General features: G+C 45.6%; 15 protein-coding genes. 9 read left to right on the forward strand and 6 right to left on the reverse strand.

Annotated features, from left to right (window positions below; all coding sequences use genetic code 11):
- Window positions 1–38: 38 nt before the first annotated feature.
- Window positions 39–1,430 (reverse strand): outer membrane channel protein TolC, encoded by a 1,392-nt coding sequence (gene tolC / locus LGZ99_RS18835; RefSeq protein WP_262979434.1) that lies wholly within the window; start codon window positions 1,428–1,430, stop codon window positions 39–41.
- A gap of 217 nt (window positions 1,431–1,647) precedes the next feature.
- Between tolC and nudF the strand changes: the two genes are divergently transcribed.
- The 7 genes from nudF (at window position 1,648) to ftsP (ending at window position 10,857) form a co-directional block, all read left to right on the forward strand.
- Window positions 1,648–2,289, forward strand: a complete 642-nt coding sequence (gene nudF, locus LGZ99_RS18840) for an ADP-ribose diphosphatase (protein WP_021324154.1) — start codon at window positions 1,648–1,650, stop codon at window positions 2,287–2,289.
- A gap of 99 nt (window positions 2,290–2,388) precedes the next feature.
- Entirely contained in the window at window positions 2,389–3,228 is an 840-nt protein-coding gene (cpdA, locus tag LGZ99_RS18845; protein WP_262979435.1) for a 3',5'-cyclic-AMP phosphodiesterase, read from the forward strand.
- Between the two features lie 131 nt (window positions 3,229–3,359).
- The gene (gene yqiA / locus LGZ99_RS18850; protein WP_031280535.1) at window positions 3,360–3,968 is read left to right on the forward strand and encodes an esterase YqiA; all 609 of its coding nucleotides are present in this window, start codon (window positions 3,360–3,362) and stop codon (window positions 3,966–3,968) included.
- Window positions 3,969–4,040: 72 nt separating this feature from the next.
- Entirely contained in the window at window positions 4,041–5,936 is a 1,896-nt protein-coding gene (gene parE, locus LGZ99_RS18855) for a DNA topoisomerase IV subunit B (protein WP_262979436.1), read from the forward strand.
- A 43-nt stretch (window positions 5,937–5,979) separates the two neighbouring features.
- Entirely contained in the window at window positions 5,980–8,241 is a 2,262-nt protein-coding gene (gene parC, locus LGZ99_RS18860) for a DNA topoisomerase IV subunit A (RefSeq protein WP_021324158.1), read from the forward strand.
- A 56-nt stretch (window positions 8,242–8,297) separates the two neighbouring features.
- Window positions 8,298–9,041, forward strand: a complete 744-nt coding sequence (locus LGZ99_RS18865; protein ID WP_262979437.1) for a 1-acylglycerol-3-phosphate O-acyltransferase — start codon at window positions 8,298–8,300, stop codon at window positions 9,039–9,041.
- A 394-nt stretch (window positions 9,042–9,435) separates the two neighbouring features.
- Entirely contained in the window at window positions 9,436–10,857 is a 1,422-nt protein-coding gene (gene ftsP / locus LGZ99_RS18870; protein WP_262979438.1) for a cell division protein FtsP, read from the forward strand.
- A gap of 51 nt (window positions 10,858–10,908) precedes the next feature.
- Here the strand turns inward: ftsP and dkgA are convergent, their stop codons facing one another.
- The 5 genes from dkgA to metC all read right to left on the reverse strand — a co-directional run bounded on the left by dkgA (window position 10,909) and on the right by metC (window position 15,814).
- Window positions 10,909–11,763: a 2,5-didehydrogluconate reductase DkgA gene (gene dkgA, locus LGZ99_RS18875; protein ID WP_036837785.1), complete on the reverse strand. Its 855-nt coding sequence runs from the start codon at window positions 11,761–11,763 to the stop codon at window positions 10,909–10,911.
- Between the two features lie 290 nt (window positions 11,764–12,053).
- A complete protein-coding gene (locus LGZ99_RS18880; protein ID WP_021324161.1) occupies window positions 12,054–12,725 on the reverse strand; it encodes a DedA family protein in 672 nt (223 codons plus the stop codon).
- Window positions 12,726–12,916: 191 nt separating this feature from the next.
- Window positions 12,917–13,837 carry a nucleotidyl transferase AbiEii/AbiGii toxin family protein gene (locus tag LGZ99_RS18885; RefSeq protein WP_036837791.1) on the reverse strand — a complete coding sequence of 307 codons (921 nt, stop codon included), beginning with the start codon at window positions 13,835–13,837 and terminating at the stop codon, window positions 12,917–12,919.
- Window positions 13,830–14,366, reverse strand: coding sequence for a type IV toxin-antitoxin system AbiEi family antitoxin (abiEi, locus tag LGZ99_RS18890; RefSeq protein ID WP_036837793.1), 537 nt, complete (start codon window positions 14,364–14,366; stop codon window positions 13,830–13,832). Before abiEi ends, LGZ99_RS18885 begins: the two co-directional genes overlap by 8 nt.
- A gap of 254 nt (window positions 14,367–14,620) precedes the next feature.
- On the reverse strand, window positions 14,621–15,814 hold the full coding sequence (gene metC, locus LGZ99_RS18895) for a cystathionine beta-lyase (protein ID WP_036837795.1): 1,194 nt from the start codon (window positions 15,812–15,814) through the stop codon (window positions 14,621–14,623).
- A 353-nt stretch (window positions 15,815–16,167) separates the two neighbouring features.
- On the opposite strand from metC, the gene exbB reads away from it, so the two are divergent.
- Together exbB and exbD are read left to right on the forward strand one after the other, a co-directional pair.
- Entirely contained in the window at window positions 16,168–17,139 is a 972-nt protein-coding gene (exbB, locus tag LGZ99_RS18900) for a tonB-system energizer ExbB (protein ID WP_036837797.1), read from the forward strand.
- Between the two features lie 3 nt (window positions 17,140–17,142).
- Window positions 17,143–17,568 carry a TonB system transport protein ExbD gene (exbD, locus tag LGZ99_RS18905; protein WP_021324166.1) on the forward strand — a complete coding sequence of 142 codons (426 nt, stop codon included), beginning with the start codon at window positions 17,143–17,145 and terminating at the stop codon, window positions 17,566–17,568.
- Window positions 17,569–17,830: the final 262 nt, after the last annotated feature.

A 17,830-nucleotide genomic window follows, 5' to 3' on the forward strand; every position in this document is an offset into this window, starting at 1 on the left:
TCTGGCGGGTTGTTATTAGTGAAGGTAGAAAAACTGAATTAATTACGGCCAGACGTTACGGGTGCGTTTGTTTCCCGAACAATACTGCTGGCTGATGTTGAGATCTGTTTATCCAGCGTATTATTCAGAGCCGCTAAATCGTTCTCATTAAGCGTGCCAAGTGCGTGCTGAATGTTCAGTTGATTAATCAGATAATCATAGCGAGCATTGGACAGTTTTTGTTTGGCATCGTACAAGGTTGTCGTCGCATTCAACACATCAACAATGGTACGTGTACCGACCTGATAACCGGCTTCCATTGCATCCAGTGAGCTTTGCGCGGAAACAACAACCTGCTTGTAGGCGTTGATACTGCTGATGGAGGCAGAGATGTTGTTAAAAGAGGAACGGACAACCTGTACAACATTGCGATAGGTGCTTTCCAACTGTTCGCTGGCGCTGACAAAACCATATTGTGCCTGTTCAACGCGGGAACTGGTCGCACCGCCGCTGTAAATTGGCAGGCTGAGTGTCAGACCAACACTGTTTTCGCCATTATAGGCATTGCCGGGTTTTCTGCTTGGCTCATAACCGGAGCCGTGAGACTGGACGTTTGAAACGCCGGTAGAGGCACCTAAATCGATGGTTGGCATATGACCAGTTTGGGCTGCTTTGATTTGCTCACGAGCCAGATCCTGACCTAAACGGGCAGATAACAGGCTTAGATTACGTTTCTCCGCTTCTTTCAGCAGAAGATCTACTGCTTCTGGTTTATGCGTTTTGAAACGATCAATGTTCAGCGAGGATAACTGAGGGTAATAAGTACCGGTTACCTGACGCAGAGCTTCCAATGCATTATCTAGATCGTTGCGACCGACCACTTCCTGAGCGAGTACGCTATCGTAGTTAGCCCGGGCGTTCTGGACATCAGTAATGGCGACCAGACCGACATTAAAACGCTGAGTGATTTGATCCAACTGGCGGTAAACGGCTGCTTTCTGCGCTTCAATGTAAGAGAGTGAATCAATAGCGCGCAGTACTTTGAAATAAGCCGTTGCACTATCCAAAATCAGTTTTTGTTCACTGCTCTGGTAGGTAACGTCAGCAATACCCGCCGTTTTTTCTTGTAAATTCAACTGGCGCCATTTAGACATATCAAAAATGGTTTGAGTCAGCTGAAGTTTCGCGCTCAAGGCATTGTTTTCTGTGTCGCGTGTATCGCGGTAACCACTGTTATAGGTATATCCCGAATTTAATCCCAACTGAGGTAATAATGGACTACGGGATTCATTAATTTTCTCAAAAGCCGCATTACGCTCAGCCATTGATTTACGTAGTTCAGGATTACTTTCTTTTGCTTGCTTATAAACCTGCAAAAGATTTTCAGCCTGACTGACAGAGCTAAATCCCGCTAGGCTCATAGCGATAAAAAGGGAGAGCAGTTTCTTCATTTGCATTCCTTGTTGTGCAGCTATTTTGCTTGTTGCCTTGATGAAAAACGAAATATCACTGATTCTAGCAGAGTATGCTATCAGTCGAAGGTAGCCGTTTGTGCCATATTGCCTTAATTTAGCTTAACTTTACACCTCCAAAAGATGAATTTTTTAACTCTGTTTGATTAATATCATGTAGTGGCTAGTAAATAAGGAAGTATATCAGGAGAATCTCATGAATAAAAAACCATCCATGCCAGTTATGCTGAATAAACAGGATGTGGAAATTATAGCGAAAAAGAGTTTGTACAAAGGATTTTTCAAACTGACAAATTACCGCTTTCGTCATCGTCTGTTTGCTGGCGGCTGGAGTGAAGAGGTCAGTCGAGAAGTTTTTGAACGGGGACATGCGGGGGCTCTGTTACCTTATGATCCACGCCGTGATGAAGTTGTGCTGATAGAACAGATACGAATTCCGGCGATAGAAACTAAAGCAACGCCGTGGTTGCTGGAAATTATTGCCGGTATGATTGAAGAGGGCGAGGATGTCGAGCGTGTGGTGCGCCGCGAAGCGATGGAAGAGGCGGGAATTGAAATTAAACGTTGTAAACCAGTGTTGAGTTATCTCTCCAGCCCTGGAGGAACAACTGAACGCATCTCTGTAATGGTGGGGGAAGTGGATGCCACGACAGCTGCCGGTATTCATGGATTGTCGGGTGAACATGAAGATATTCGGGTACATGTGGTCAGCCGTGAACAGGCTTATCAATGGATGGAAGAGGGAATTATTGATAATGCCGCTTCAGTGATTGCGATACAATGGTTAGCATTGCACCATGAAAAGTTAAAAAAAGCGTGGAATTCAGATAATTCCTGATTTTTAACCGAGAAAAGGGAAGTGTGTGCCAGTCAGCAGATCTCTTGCGTTAAAACGGGTTATGATGCCCGCCAATGATTTATAGGACAAGGAAACCATTTGGAAAGCCAGTTTAAACTGCCTGTGGTAGAAGGAACCACAGCCAAAATATTGCAAATAACAGATACGCATCTTTTTGCCGGCAAAGAAGAGACTTTGTTGGGTATTAATACTTATCGCAGTTATCACGCGGTGCTGGATGCCATCCTCAAACAAAATGCTGATATTGATTTAATCGTTGCGACAGGTGACTTGGCACAGGATCAGTCGCTGGAAGCCTACCGGCATTTTGCTGCTGGTATTGCCCGTTTGCCGGTGCCTTGTGTCTGGTTGCCCGGTAATCATGATTACCAGCCTGCTATGGTGGATGCCCTGGCGGCCGCGGGCGTTTCTCCGTCGAAACAGGTTTTGGTCGGTGAGCACTGGCAACTCTTGATGCTTGATAGTCAGGTACCGGGCGTGCCGCACGGAGAGCTGTCGGAATATCAGCTTGAATGGATGAAAAAGTGCCTGGATATGTATCCTGAACGCTACACGGTGATCCTGCTGCATCATCATCCATTACCATCGGGTTGCACCTGGCTGGATCAGCATAGTTTGCGTAACTCACATATCTTGGCTCAGTATCTGCAAGGTTATACCCGGGTTAAAGCGATGCTTTGCGGGCATATCCATCAGGAGATGGATCTGGATTGGAATGGCATCCATATGATGGCGACACCATCAACAAGCGTGCAATTCAAGCCACACTGCACTAATTTTACGCTTGATACAGTCGCGCCGGGATGGCGTTATCTCGAATTGTCTATTTCTGACCGTGGCGAATTTAGTTTGACAACTCAGGTTTACAGACTGGAGAGCAATGAATTCTGCCCTGATTTAGATTCGGATGGATACTAGGTTGTGTTTGTCTCCTTGTGCCGCTGTGTTACTCTCTGCTTATTGGGTCTGCCAAGCCTCATAATTTGTGGCTTGTCGCACAGGAGCATAGCGGCCAGTGGTATTTGCACACAATTGAGGGACACAGCCTGATGTCAACATTACTTTATCTGCATGGTTTTAACAGTTCCCCGCAATCCGTAAAAGCAAATGCCCTGAAAAAGTGGCTGCATCAGCATCATCCTGACATTGACATGTTGGTGCCTCAGTTACCGCCTTATCCTGAAGAAGCGGCTGAACTGCTGGAAAATCTGGTGATGGAACGTGCCGGGGATAATTTGGGTATTGTTGGCTCCTCTCTCGGCGGTTATCTGGCGATATGGCTTTCACAATGTTTCAGTTTACCCGCGGTTGTTGTCAATCCGGCTGTTCGCCCGTTTGAGTTACTGCGGGATTATCTTGGGGAAAATATTAACCCCTATACCAATCAACGGTATACTTTAGAACAGCGCCATATCCATGATCTCAATATCATGCATATTGAACCGCTAGAGTCACCGGATCTTATCTGGTTATTGCAACAAACCGGGGATGAGGTGCTGGATTATCGTCAGGCCGTTGCCTATCTTGTATTATGTAAGCAAACTATTGAATCTGGTGGTAATCACACTTTTATCGGGTTTGAGCACTATTTCCCGCAAATCATCAACTTTCTTGGGTTTTCCAGTGATGGCGAGAAAAAACTTGCCAAAAATGTTTGAACGACTGGTATTATCAACAGTATACAAAACTGATTAGCCCTTTAATCAAGAAGCAACCGACAGAATTACAACATGACTCAATCTAGTTACAACGCAGATGCCATTGAGGTTCTCAGTGGTCTGGAGCCGGTTCGCCGTCGTCCGGGGATGTACACTGATACAACTCGTCCGAACCATTTGGCACAAGAAGTGATCGATAACAGTGTGGATGAAGCTTTGGCGGGCCACGCTAAACATATTGAAGTGATCCTTCATAGCGATCAGTCACTGGAGGTCATTGATGATGGCCGGGGTATGCCGGTTGATATTCATCAGGAGGAAGGGGTTTCAGCGGTTGAACTGATCCTGAGCCGCTTACATGCCGGTGGTAAATTTTCTAATAAAAACTATCAGTTTTCCGGTGGTCTTCACGGTGTGGGGATCTCTGTGGTTAACGCTTTGTCCAAGCGGATTGAAGTCACCGTCCGTCGTGACAGCCAGGTTTATCAAATCGCTTTTGAGAATGGCGATAAAGTGCAGGAGCTGGTGGTGATCGGCCGTTGTGGTAAACGCAATACCGGTACCGGTGTTCACTTCTGGCCTGATGAAAGTTTCTTTGACAGCCCGCGTTTCTCAGTTTCCCGTTTGGCGCATTTGCTGAAAGCGAAAGCGGTTTTGTGTCCGGGGGTGGAAATTGTTTTTAAAGATAAAATCAACGATACCGAACAAAAATGGTGTTATGCCGATGGTCTGACCGACTATCTGATGGCGGCGGTTAATGGCCTGATAACATTGCCGGAAACCCCTTTTGTCGGTACTTTAAGCGGTGAAACCGAAGCGGTTGACTGGGCGCTGCTCTGGTTGCCGGAAGGGGGAGAACTCCTGGCTGAAAGTTATGTGAACCTGATCCCGACGATGCAGGGAGGGACCCATGTAAACGGGTTGCGTCAGGGGTTACTGGATGCCATGCGTGAATTTTGTGAATTCCGCAATATCCTGCCACGTGGTGTGAAGCTTTCTGCCGATGATATCTGGGATCGCTGTGCTTACGTTCTGTCTGTAAAAATGCAGGACCCGCAATTTGCCGGTCAGACGAAAGAACGTCTCTCTTCCCGCCAATCTGCCGCCTTTGTTTCTGGTGTCGTCAAAGATGCTTTCAGCTTGTGGCTGAACCAGAATGTTCAGGAAGCAGAGCAATTGGCTGAACTGGCGATCGCCAGTGCACAGCGCAGAATGCGCGCCGCGAAAAAGGTTGTGCGTAAAAAACTGACCAGCGGCCCTGCGTTACCGGGAAAATTAGCTGATTGCACATCACAGGATCTGAATCTCACCGAGTTATTTTTGGTGGAAGGGGATTCTGCGGGCGGCTCGGCGAAACAGGCCCGTGATCGTGAGTATCAGGCGATCATGCCGTTGAAAGGGAAAATTCTGAATACCTGGGAAGTTTCTTCGGATGAAGTGTTAGCGTCACAGGAAGTCCATGATATCTCAGTTGCTATTGGCATTGACCCGGATAGCAACGATCTCAGCCAGTTACGCTATGGTAAAGTCTGTATTCTGGCGGATGCCGACTCGGATGGCTTGCATATTGCGACGCTGCTGTGTGCATTGTTTGTCCGCCACTTCCCAACATTGGTTAAGAATGGTCATGTTTATATGGCAATGCCGCCTTTATATCGTATCGATTTGGGCAAAGAAGTGTATTACGCACTGGATGAAGAGGAAAAGATCGCGGTGCTGGATCGCCTGAGCCGCAAACGGGGTAAGCCTAACGTACAGCGTTTTAAAGGGTTAGGTGAGATGAACCCATTGCAACTGCGCGAAACGACATTAGACCCGAATACCCGCCGTCTGGTGCAATTGACTATCAATGATGAAAACTACCAGGAAACCTTCTCTGTGATGGATATGCTTTTGGCGAAGAAGCGTTCAGAAGATCGCCGTAACTGGCTGCAAGATAAGGGTGATACTGTGGAAATTGAAGTGTAACGCCCACAGGGATAGTCAAAGAAGATTCTGAGGAAATTAACGAATGAGTGAGATAACTCACGATGGCGTGGAGCGTTTGCCGCTCCACTCGTTTACTGAAAACGCCTATCTGAACTACTCCATGTACGTCATCATGGACAGGGCGCTGCCTTTTATTGGTGACGGTTTGAAACCGGTTCAGCGCCGTATTGTTTATGCCATGTCGGAACTTGGACTGAACAATACCGCTAAATTTAAGAAATCCGCCCGAACCGTAGGTGATGTATTGGGTAAATACCATCCACATGGTGATGGCGCCTGTTATGAAGCGATGGTACTGATGGCACAGCCATTCTCTTACCGTTATCCGCTGGTGGATGGACAAGGGAACTGGGGGGCACCGGATGATCCTAAATCTTTCGCCGCGATGCGTTATACAGAATCCCGTTTGTCCAAATATGCAGAGTTGTTGCTGACGGAATTAGGTCACGGCACTGTTGATTGGGTGCCGAATTTTGACGGCACGTTGCAGGAACCGAAAATGCTGCCGGCGCGTTTGCCAAATATTTTGCTGAATGGCACTACCGGTATTGCGGTAGGTATGGCGACAGATATCCCGCCTCATAACGCCCGTGAAGTGGCTAATGCACTGATAATGTTGCTGGATAAGCCGCAAAGCTCTCTTGATGAGCTGATGGAGCATGTTAAAGGTCCTGATTATCCGACCGAAGCGGAGATCATCACGTCGCAAGAAGATATCCGTAAAATTTATAAAAGTGGCCGCGGTTCGGTACGAATGCGTGCAGTTTGGTCAAAAGAAGATGGCAATGTGGTGATCACTGCGTTGCCACATCAGGTTTCTGGCGCCAAAGTGCTGGAACAGATCGCCAACCAGATGCGGGCTAAAAAATTGCCTATGGTTGATGACTTACGTGATGAATCTGATCATGAAAATCCAACCCGTCTGGTGATTGTTCCCCGGACAAGCCGGGTGGATGTGGAGCAGGTAATGAACCACCTGTTTGCGACAACCGATCTGGAAAAGAGTTATCGCGTCAACCTGAATATGATTGGATTGGATAACCGCCCGACCGTAAAAGGTTTGGTTGAGATCCTTTCCGAATGGCTGGTATTTCGCCGTGAAACTGTACGTAAGCGTTTAAACCATCGCCTGGAAAAAGTCCTTAAACGCCTGCATATACTGGAAGGCTTACTGATCGCGTTTCTCAATATTGATGAAGTCATCCATATTATCCGTAGTGAAGATGAGCCAAAACCGGTGTTAATGGAACGTTTTGGTTTAAGTGAGACTCAGACGGAAGCCATTCTGGAACTAAAATTACGCCACTTAGCTAAACTGGAAGAGGTGAAAATCCGTGGCGAACAGGATGCATTGGCAAAAGAGCGTGATAAGTTACAGGCAATTTTAGGTTCTGAGCGCAAGCTGAACACGTTATTGAAGAAAGAGATTATTGCTGATGCGGCGACTTATGGCGATGAGCGTCGTTCTCCGATGAGAGAGCGTGATGAAGCCAAGGCCATGAGCGAGCACGACATCACACCTTGTGAGCCGGTGACCATCGTACTGTCAGAGATGGGTTGGGTACGCAGTGCGAAAGGCCATGAGATCGATCCGGCCGGGCTGAATTACAAAGCGGGCGACAGCTTCCGTGGCGCGGCTCGTGGTAAGAGCAATCAGCTGGTGGTTTTTATTGATACAACGGGCCGCAGTTACTCTCTTGATCCGCGAGATATGCCTTCTGCCAGAGGCCAGGGGGAGCCACTGACGGGTAAATTGACTCTGCCCGCGGGTGCGACAGTAGAACATGTGCTGATGGCACCTGATGAACAGAAATTTTTGATGGCATCTGACGCCGGTTATGGTTTTATCTGTACTTTTAGTGATTTGGTAGCTAAAAACCGAGCGGGTAAGGCACTGATTACATTGCCGGAAAAGGCTGGCGTCATGACGCCGCTGGAAATAAATAACGCGCAGGATGATATGCTGCTGGCAATCACCAGTGCAGGCCGGATGTTAATGTTCCCGGTTGCGGATTTGCCTCAGCTTTCCAAAGGGAAAGGAAATAAGATCATCTCTGTTCAGTCAGCGTCAGAAAATGATCTATTGAGTTGGTTATTGATATTACCGCCACAATCGTCAATTACACTTTACTTTGGTAAACGTAAACTGACTCTGCGTCCTGAGGATTTACAGAAATTCCGTGCAGAGCGTGGGCGTAAAGGAACATCTCTACCTCGTGGGTTGCAACGTATTGAGCGGGTTCAGGTTGATACACCACCCTCTGCTATCGGTGTAACTAAATAGTGGGATTAAATGAAACTGACGGGCTTGAGTGAGGGCCCGTTAAACAAGAGGCAGCTATGTTAGCTATTATTCGTGGCATTATCGTTATTCTGTTTTCGATTGTGGTGTGTGTATTCGGTGGTATTTACTGTTTATTCAGACCACGTCATCCGGACCATGTCATGGTATTTGGTAATATGTTTGGTCGGCTGTCGAAAATATTTGGTATCAAAATAATTGAGCGTATTCCTGCTGACGCCAAAAATTATGGTCCGAGTATCTATATAGGCAACCATCAGAACAACTATGACATGATAACCATGTCCAATGCGGTTCAGCCGGGTACGGTGACGGTAGGTAAAAAAAGTCTGGTGCTGATCCCATTTTTTGGTCAGCTTTATTGGCTGACAGGTAATATCCTGATTGATCGAAATAACCGTGCTAAAGCACATGGCACTATTACCCAGGTTGTCGAGCAGATTCAAAAACGCCATATTTCTGTCTGGATGTTCCCGGAAGGAACACGCAGCCGTGGCCGTGGCTTACTGCCGTTTAAAACCGGTGCCTTCCATGCTGCTATCTCTGCGGGAGTGTCGATTGTCCCAGTCTGTGTCTCTTCCATCACTAATGGCAATATTAAGTTGAATCGCTGGAATAATGGCACCGTCATTGTGGAAATGTTGCCGCCCATTGATACTTCTGGGTATACCAAAGAGCAGGTGCGTGAATTGGCAGAGTATTGTCATCAGATGATGAAAGACAAAATAGCCGCGTTAGATGAGGAATTAGCTGCAATGAAGAAGCCGGGTAAGTACTCATAATAGGTTATTTTGTTTGCTGTCTTTTTTGTAATTAAGAGTGGGCCTGACAAAAGCGAACGTACTTTAATCCTCACATACTTGGTGTATGTGAGGATTTTTGCCTGTTGTCTGTGTCCACATTGTCTGTGTCCACAATATATTGATAGAAATGATATGTACTGATCGCTTACAGAGATAGATTCGTGTAATGCATTCGGATAGTTTAATTCCCGGTCTATTCGCGTTATGATGAGCGCTTGATAAATAATACTTTTGTTAAATGTAATCAAAAGGATAATAAACTTTAATAACTTCAATAATGAGTTATTGGTTTCCAGGTGAATGATTGCAATATTTCAGGTATTTCTGAGGCACATAATACCCGGAATTTCATTAGGTTTGTCGCGGAGAAAATATGTCATTTAGTCGGCGCCAATTTATTCAGGCATCAGGCTTGGCAATGTGTATCGGAGCCGCTCCTTTTGTGGTTAGGGCCAGCAAAAAGCAGCAAACTGCTTTGCCGATTCCCCCTTTATTGGAATCCCGTGGTGGGCAGCCGCTATTTCTGACTTTACAAAAAGCGCACTGGACTTTTGATGGGCAATATAAAACCAGTGTCTGGGGGATTAATGGTCAATATCTTGGTCCGACGGTACGGGTTCATAAAAACGATGATGTCAAACTGATATACAGTAATCGGTTGGCGGAGCCGGTTTCGATGACCGTCAGCGGATTGCAATTACCGGGAACGCTGACTGGTGGGGTTGCCCGTCAAATTTCTCCAGGAGCTGATTGGTCGCCGGTGTTGCCTATTCGTCAGCAGGCGGCGACTTGCTGGTATCATGCTAATACACCTAACCGGATGGCGCCCCATATTTATAACGGTTTGGCTGGCATGTGGCTGGTAGAAGATGAAACTAGCCGTAATTTGCCGCTGCCAAAACATTATGGTGTGAATGACCTCCCGGTTATTTTGCAGGACAAACGGCTGGATAATTTTGGTGTTCCTGAGTATCAACCCGTCGCGGGTGGTGGGTTTATCGGTAATACATTGTTGGTGAATGGCGTACAGAATCCTTTTGTTGAGGTATCTCGTGGTTGGATCCGTCTGCGTTTACTGAATGCGTCCAATGCCCGCCGATATCAGCTACAGATCAGTGATGGTCGTCCTTTCTATATGATAGGCACCGATTTGGGGTTGTTACCTGCGCCGGTAGCGGTTCCACAGCTGTACCTTGCGCCAGGTGAACGGCGTGAAGTATTGATTGATATGTCTGAAGGGGATGAAGTCTCTGTTACCGCGGGTGAATCAGCCGGCATACTTGACAGGCTGCGTGGGTTGTTTGAACCCTCTACTATGCTGATTTCCAGCACTGTTCTGACCATTAAACCGACAGGTTTGTTATCTTTGGTGACAGATGCCTTGCCATCTCGTTTGGTCGATGATGTTATGCCGGTTTCTAACGCAATCCGTAACCGGGAAATTTATCTTGATGATAATACGCCGGGAATTAACGGTGTGTTGTGGGATATGAACCGAGTAGATATTACCAGCCAGCAGGGAACATGGGAGCGTTGGATCGTGAATGCCTCCTCTCCACAGCCGTTCCATATTGGCGGTGTGCAGTTTAAAGTGATTAATCGCAATGGTGAGACACCTCAGCCACAGGATTATGGTTGGAAAGATACCGTCTGGGTTGATGGGCGCGTGGAATTACTGGTTTATATGAACCAGCCATCTTATAAACACTTCCCATTCCTGTATTACAGCCAGATCCTGGAAATGGCCGATCGTGGCTCTGTAGGGCAGCTAGTGACCATGCCTGCTAATCAGTGAATCAATATTTGGTGCGCGGTATTAATACCGCGCACGTTTTAACTTTCAGCATTAATCACTGAATTTACTGAACTCACTGAAATCAACAAATGTCTCAGGGGATGGCCCCAGACGTTTGCTGATATCCAGTGTCGTCATAGCGGTCAGATCTTCTTTGTCCAATTTGAAGTCGAACACCTCAAAATTTTCTCTGAGTCTTGATAACGTGGTTGATTTTGGGATCACAATCATACCGTTATCAATGTGCCAGCGAATAACTATCTGAGCCGGTGTCTTGCTGTACTTTTGCGCCAGATGTTGAACCAATGAATTATCAAATACGCCTTCACCACCTTGTGCCAGCGGACTCCAGGATTCGGTAACAATATTGTGAGTGGCGTTCCAGGCATGAAGCTGGCGTTGTTGCAGTAGTGGATGTAATTCGACCTGATTAATCACGGGGTGAACGCTGGTTTCATTGATCAGCCGTTGGAGGTGCTCGGTATGGAAGTTAGAAACCCCGATACTGCGGATAAGCCCCTCTTTCTGTAATTCAATAAATTGCTGCCAGGCTTCTACATATTGATCCTGCGGTGGTGCAGGCCAATGCATCAGATAAAGATCAATATAATCCAGTTGCAACTTTTCCAGACTTTCTGTTAAAGCGGCGCGAACATCTTGATGCCTGTTGTTCCACAACTTGGTTGTAACAAAGATATCTTCACGAGGGATATCGGTTTCTTGCAACGCTTTACCTATTCCTTTCTCGTTATTGTAAATAGCGGCGGTGTCAATTGCCCGATAACCGATATCCAGAGCAGCATGGATTGTGGTAACTACCTGTTGATTATCTGCGGCCCATGACCCAAGCCCCAATTGTGGCATATGGTTTCCATCAGCGAGTCTGATGATTGGTTGATTGTCCATGACTACCTCCTAAAAGATAGATTTAAAATATCAGCTAAAATTAATAATGTAGCCTCATAGCAGGGTGGTTGATATTAAGTTGATGTTAAAGGTAATTGAAGAAAGTAATACGACGAGCGTGATCTAAGCCATGCATTTTGACTAAGATATGGCTCAATACATGAATTGACCGGTTTTATGGAGCAGCGGCACCAGGAATATCACCCATTGACTGGGCCGCAGTTCACATAATATTGACGCATTAAGTTAAGAATAAAAATCCTGTTGCGGCTTGTAAACCATAATGACTTTTATTTACGTTTTACCGCAGTGATTTTTCTGTGGCGCCAGTACATCAGCAGAGAGGCGATTAAACCACTTAACAACAGCACGATGGGTAAAATGATCAAAATGTTTATCACCAGATCCTGGTGGTTTTTAATAAACGGGATCTGATTGAGGAGATAACCAAAACCGACCATGATGACGACCCATAGTAAGCCACTCAGCCAGTTAAAAATTTGAAAACGTTTACTGTTGAGTCCAGATATACCTGCCAGTGTCGGTAGCAGAGTACGGACAAAAGCCAGAAAACGGCCAATCAGCAAAGCGGCCAGACCGTGTTTGAAAAACAGCATATTGGCCCGTTGGCGGTACTGAATGGGAAGTTGCGCCAGCCAACCTTTAACCCGTTTAGTATCACCAAGCCATCTTCCTTGAAGGTAGCCGAGCCAGCAACCGATACTTGCCGCGGCTGTCAATATGAAAACGGTTGGGATAAAACTCATTACCCCCTTGGCAATCAACGCACCGGCGAGGATTAAGAGCGTATCACCGGGCAGAAAAGCGGCGGGTAATAAACCATTTTCCAGAACCAGTGTTACAAACAGAATGCCATAGATAATCCAGAGAACATCGGGGTTGGCAAGTTTGGAAAAATCATGCCGCCATAATGCTTGCATGATCTCGTTTAGTACTTCCATTGCTGATCCTGTGACTGTTATAAGTAAATTTATTTCATTTGCATATATAAAGTCAGTTTACCGTAAAATCTTAACCATGGCTTGCTTGATCCTTGATTAATGGCTTTATTGGTTTACCACGACAGCTTTGACAAGAACCCAGAACAACATGAAAATTTATCTGCACATAAATATAAAAATAATCAACTTATCTACATATTGAATTCGTTCTCGGATGTTAAGCTACGGTTTAATACATTTTGTACTTGTTGTAGCAGGCCAGTAATTTCAGTCGTTAAAAATATAAAAAACTTTTCTTTGTGCAGCGTACGTTCCTGCACATCATGAGGGATAAAACGCGTCATTTCATTACGAAAAGCATCACCTTTAATGATTTCAGGTAAATGTGTCAGTATATTAGCTAGCTTTGCTGGATAGTCATTAATACGATAGTCCATAATCTTGTTGTTCACCCAATCCATACGCAGGCTGGCTCCTTGCTGTTTTAGCCAGCGCAAATCCCAGATATCACGGTGGCGTACATAGCGTTGTGTATTAACCAGAGAAACCAGTTTGTCCGCCATGATTTCATCCAGTGATTCTGTTAAGACTAGCGTATCGGTGTAGCCATCAGGTAAGAAGTTGTAATTATTCATCAGTGCCTTTGGTTCCCGTGAATAAGAGGGAATATTGGCAACTTCAATTTTGATTTTCTGTTTGGGGAGATCTTTACGTTTAGGCGCAGTGACAATGGAAACTTGCCACTTATCTACATTAAGACCTGCATATTCAGGTTCGTTTCTTAAATCGGCTGGTTCTTTAACTGAAACTTCAAAACCGTAACGCTTGCCAATGTAGTGTTCCAAACACGTTTTCATGGCCTGTAATTGATTACGGTTAAAGTTAACACCGCCGGAAAAGTCCAGATCCTCACTAAAACGCGGGGCACCGTGACACAAACGCAGAGATGTGCCGCCTTGGAAAGTCAATTGATCTAACAGCCCATCAGTATCAAGGCCATAGAGAATATCGTAATGCAGCAGTTCCTTCTCAATAACTGGTCGCATATGGGAACGTCCCGGTACCTGCATTGCCAGCTCGGTAAGTTGGGTAAAATTCGCTTTATTAACCATGTATGAGTTCCTGTTTATTGACTAAATGGATATTGCGACCAACTCGCTTTAAGTCGCGTAGTGCACATTCAGGTTTGGCGAGTCTTAAAGGGCGGTCTGTTTGCGTGATACTGGCTAAAATATCTTCCTGTTGGCGTTTAGTATGGGTGAATTCAATAGTGCCAAGTGGAGTGTAATAAACACCTTTCCTGCCTGTTGTCATCACGGTGAGTCTGTCGATAGGGATCTGTGAAATGATCCCATATTCACTTAATGCGGATTCAAGGCTAACGTAGTTGTACTCGCCGCGTCGTAGTGCTTTGGCGATATGTTCAATGGTGTAACTATCGCGGCTGTGAGCAAAGTTAAATAGATAAACTCCGCGTACAGGCCGCGAGAGCACCGATTCTTTAACCAAGCGATTTAAGCCTGCCTGAAGTGTTTTAGTGCCATCTTCAGGAAAGATTTTTCTGAGATCGGCAAGGGTGAAGATATATCGTCCTTTTTTGTCCCAGTCAGTTAATCGATTAAGTGCAGTGGATCTATCCATTAGTAGACAGTAGCTCTATGTATTCGTGGTTTTAATGTTTACTTAATTAACGATAGTTTTATTTTAAGTAGACATTAAAACTACATTATTATGGTGTTAATGTCCACTTGATGCGCTTGCTCAAAAATAGTGGAGGAGATTCGTATTTCACTAGCGTAGTTAAATTATTCCAATAACTAATTGATATTTAAGCAGGTGTTATAAGGAGATTTTCTTTATTAACTAAACTTAAATGCAACGTGAAATCAATAATATTAATCAGCAAAAATTCGACTAAATCCCTCAGCTAAATCATCAATCAAATCCTGAACATTTTCCAGCCCGACATGCAAGCGGAACAGGGTACCTGTTTTTTGTGGGGCATCGTACTGGCGCATTGTTTTTATCTCTTCTGGTTGATAACCCAGGATCAGCGATTCGAAACCACCCCATGAAAATGCCATTTTAAAATGGTGAAAATTATCCAGATAATTTGAAAATTGCTGATGTGTTAATCTTTCTTTCAATTGAAAAGAGAACAGGCCATTACTGCCGCTGAAATCGCGGATGAAATTGTCGTGGCCGGGGCAGGAGGGTAGGGCCGGATGATAGACTGCTGCAACCTCGGATCTTTGTTGCAGCCACCGCGCTATCTCGATACTGCTTTTTTCATGCTGTTTCAGGCGAATGGCTAAAGTCCGCAACCCGCGACTTGCCATATACACCGTATCGGCATCCGCCATTTGTCCCATTAAATAGGAGCTTTCCCGTAGTTGCACCCAACAGCGTTCATTGGCGACGGCAATACCTAACATAGCGTCTGAGTGACCAACAATGTATTTGGTGCCGGATTGAATAGAAATATCGATGCCGAACTCCAATGCTTTAAACAGCACACCCGCGGCCCAGGTATTATCGATCATGATGACAATATCTGGATTGACTTGCCGTACTGTGCGGACAATCGCCGGAATATCCTGTACTTCCATGGTGATTGAGCCTGGGGATTCAAGAAACACCACTTTGGTATTGGGCTTAATCAGTTCAGCAATCTCCTCACCAATCATCGGATCGAAATAATCGGTAGTTATATTCATCCGTGACAATATCTTGTCACAAAAGCCTTGTGTCGGATCGTAAGCTGAACCAGTTAACAGAATATGATCGCCGGCGGCGGCAAAAGAGAGGATGGCGTTGCTGATCGCGGCGGCGCCAGAAGGATAAAGCGTACAGCCTGCGCCCCCTTCCAGTTCAGCCATGGCTTCCTGAAAAGAGAAATGGGTTTGTGTGCCACGCCGGCCATAAAACAGTTCGCCATTAGCGCGGTTGTGTGTTGCCTGCCTTTTGGACGCGACAGAATCGAAAATCACAGATGATGTTCGTTGAATGATCGGATTGACTGCGCCTTGAGTAAATTTACGGCTTCTGCCCGCATTGACCAGTGAAGTTTCCAGTTTTTTTTCTGTCATGATCCATTGCCACCTTAATTTCAAAGTTTGAAATGGTGTAAAAAAATAGAGTTAACACGTTAAAATATTTAGTCCTTTTTGTACAAAAGGATTAGGCCAACTTGACGAAAATTCATCTGATTACCGGTGTGTGAGGTTTCTTTGACTTTATTTTGTGAAGGGGTAACACTTTTTTATTAAACAATAATGATAATTACTATCAAATCACTTAATGTTTGATATCATCAGCCTTCATTTTCATTCAATTTGTTGAAGATGAGTTAAGACTCAGCGTAAATAAGGTTAGTGAGATGACGAAAGGTAATTCACTGCTAAATAACAAGGTTTATAAGAAAGGGAGTAAAGGCCAACTGATGCGTAATTTGACTGCTTCAATTATCTTAGCGTTCGGGCTGACAGGTTCAGCGTTGGCTGATACAACACCAGCATCTGCAACAGACAACAATACCACAACAAAAACCGCACAGATTGCAGCACCTGCTCCGGCGGCTACCTCAACAACTTCGGGTACAACGACACCGTCGGCAAATCAGGTTGCGCCACAAACTGCATCCGCAACGGACTCTACCCAAGTGACTCCGGTTGCCACTGATATTGCTGCGCCTAACATTTCAGCCGATGAAACCAATCTTTCCAGTGGTTTTGCTACCGATTTGTCTATCTGGGGCATGTATAAGAACGCTGACATTGTTGTTAAGACCGTAATGGTTGGCCTGGTGATTGCTTCCGTTATTACCTGGGCGCTGTTCTTCTCAAAAGGAGTTGAACTGTTGGCTGCCGGTCGTCGTTTACGTAAAGAACAATTGGCTCTGGCGGAAGTTAAGAGTCTTGATCAGGCTGCGGAAATTGCAGAAGGTTTCAGCAAACTCAGTATCAGCCGTTTATTGCTGAGTGAAGCACAGGCAGAACGCCAGTTATCTTCTGAGAGTACTGATCTGAATAGCATAAAAGAGCGTGTCTCTTTCCGTCTGGAACGCTCAGTTGCGGCTATCAGCCGTCATATGGGGCGTGGTAACGGCTATTTGGCGACTATTGGCGCGATTTCTCCTTTCGTGGGTCTGTTTGGTACGGTGTGGGGGATCATGAACAGCTTTATTGGTATCGCACACTCACAGACAACTAACCTCGCCGTAGTGGCGCCGGGTATCGCGGAAGCGTTGTTAGCGACAGCGCTTGGCCTGGTAGCGGCGATTCCGGCTGTTGTGATTTACAACATCTTCGCCCGTATGATCGCGTCTTACCGTGGTCAGGTTGGTGATATGGCGGCACAGGCATTATTACTGCTTGGTCGTGATCTGGATTTGGCAAATAGCAAGACAAGGTGATTTATGGCAATGCGTCTTAATGAAAATTTGGACGATAGCGGCGAATTGCACGAAATCAACGTCACACCATTTATTGATGTGATGTTGGTGCTGCTGATTATCTTCATGGTAGCGGCACCACTGGCAACCGTTGATATTAAAGTGGATTTACCCGCGTCGTCGGCAAAACCGCAACCCCGTCCTGAAAAACCGGTATTCCTGACGGTTAAGGCTGATCGTCAGCTTTACGTCGGAGATCAACAGGTAGATCATGATACTCTGGCGGCGGTATTGGATCAGACAACCCAATCCAATAAAGAGACAACAATTTTCTTTCAGGCTGATAAAACCGTGGATTATGAAACACTGATGAGTGTGATGGATGCTCTGCGTAAATCGGGCTATTTGAAAGTGGGATTGGTGGGAATGGAAGCGGTTTCATCGGGTTAGTGATTCTTCCACTAAATAACCGCGCTGGAAAGCGCGGTTGAGATTAAAGTGATAATTGGTTCGCGTAATGAGGGCCTAATTTGATTAGGGTAGGGAATAATCACGCTATTTTAGCAAAAACCGCCGTAAACCCTCGTCCAGTGCGGACGGGGATATCAGGCGAAAAGCCCAGAGGGCTTTAGGGCTGGCGACTCCGACGTCTCCTGACTGAATGGATATCTGCCGGTAAAACAGGCTAAAATGAATGCACTTTATCAATGAG

Source organism: Photorhabdus temperata, assembly GCF_025384845.1.
Classification (GTDB): Bacteria; Pseudomonadota; Gammaproteobacteria; order Enterobacterales; family Enterobacteriaceae; genus Photorhabdus; species Photorhabdus temperata.

What these genes read in the sequence shown, in the direction of transcription:
- tolC (WP_262979434.1), bottom strand. Translation starts at nt 1,430, where the DNA reads ATGAAGAAACTGCTCTCCCTTTTTATCGCTATGAGCCTAGCGGGATTT.
- nudF (WP_021324154.1), top strand. Translation starts at nt 1,648, where the DNA reads ATGAATAAAAAACCATCCATGCCAGTTATGCTGAATAAACAGGATGTG.
- yqiA (WP_031280535.1), top strand. Translation starts at nt 3,360, where the DNA reads ATGTCAACATTACTTTATCTGCATGGTTTTAACAGTTCCCCGCAATCC.
- parE (WP_262979436.1), top strand. Translation starts at nt 4,041, where the DNA reads ATGACTCAATCTAGTTACAACGCAGATGCCATTGAGGTTCTCAGTGGT.
- parC (WP_021324158.1), top strand. Translation starts at nt 5,980, where the DNA reads ATGAGTGAGATAACTCACGATGGCGTGGAGCGTTTGCCGCTCCACTCG.
- LGZ99_RS18865 (WP_262979437.1), top strand. Translation starts at nt 8,298, where the DNA reads ATGTTAGCTATTATTCGTGGCATTATCGTTATTCTGTTTTCGATTGTG.
- ftsP (WP_262979438.1), top strand. Translation starts at nt 9,436, where the DNA reads ATGTCATTTAGTCGGCGCCAATTTATTCAGGCATCAGGCTTGGCAATG.
- dkgA (WP_036837785.1), bottom strand. Translation starts at nt 11,763, where the DNA reads ATGGACAATCAACCAATCATCAGACTCGCTGATGGAAACCATATGCCA.
- LGZ99_RS18880 (WP_021324161.1), bottom strand. Translation starts at nt 12,725, where the DNA reads ATGGAAGTACTAAACGAGATCATGCAAGCATTATGGCGGCATGATTTT.
- LGZ99_RS18885 (WP_036837791.1), bottom strand. Translation starts at nt 13,837, where the DNA reads ATGGTTAATAAAGCGAATTTTACCCAACTTACCGAGCTGGCAATGCAG.
- abiEi (WP_036837793.1), bottom strand. Translation starts at nt 14,366, where the DNA reads ATGGATAGATCCACTGCACTTAATCGATTAACTGACTGGGACAAAAAA.
- metC (WP_036837795.1), bottom strand. Translation starts at nt 15,814, where the DNA reads ATGACAGAAAAAAAACTGGAAACTTCACTGGTCAATGCGGGCAGAAGC.
- exbB (WP_036837797.1), top strand. Translation starts at nt 16,168, where the DNA reads ATGCGTAATTTGACTGCTTCAATTATCTTAGCGTTCGGGCTGACAGGT.
- exbD (WP_021324166.1), top strand. Translation starts at nt 17,143, where the DNA reads ATGGCAATGCGTCTTAATGAAAATTTGGACGATAGCGGCGAATTGCAC.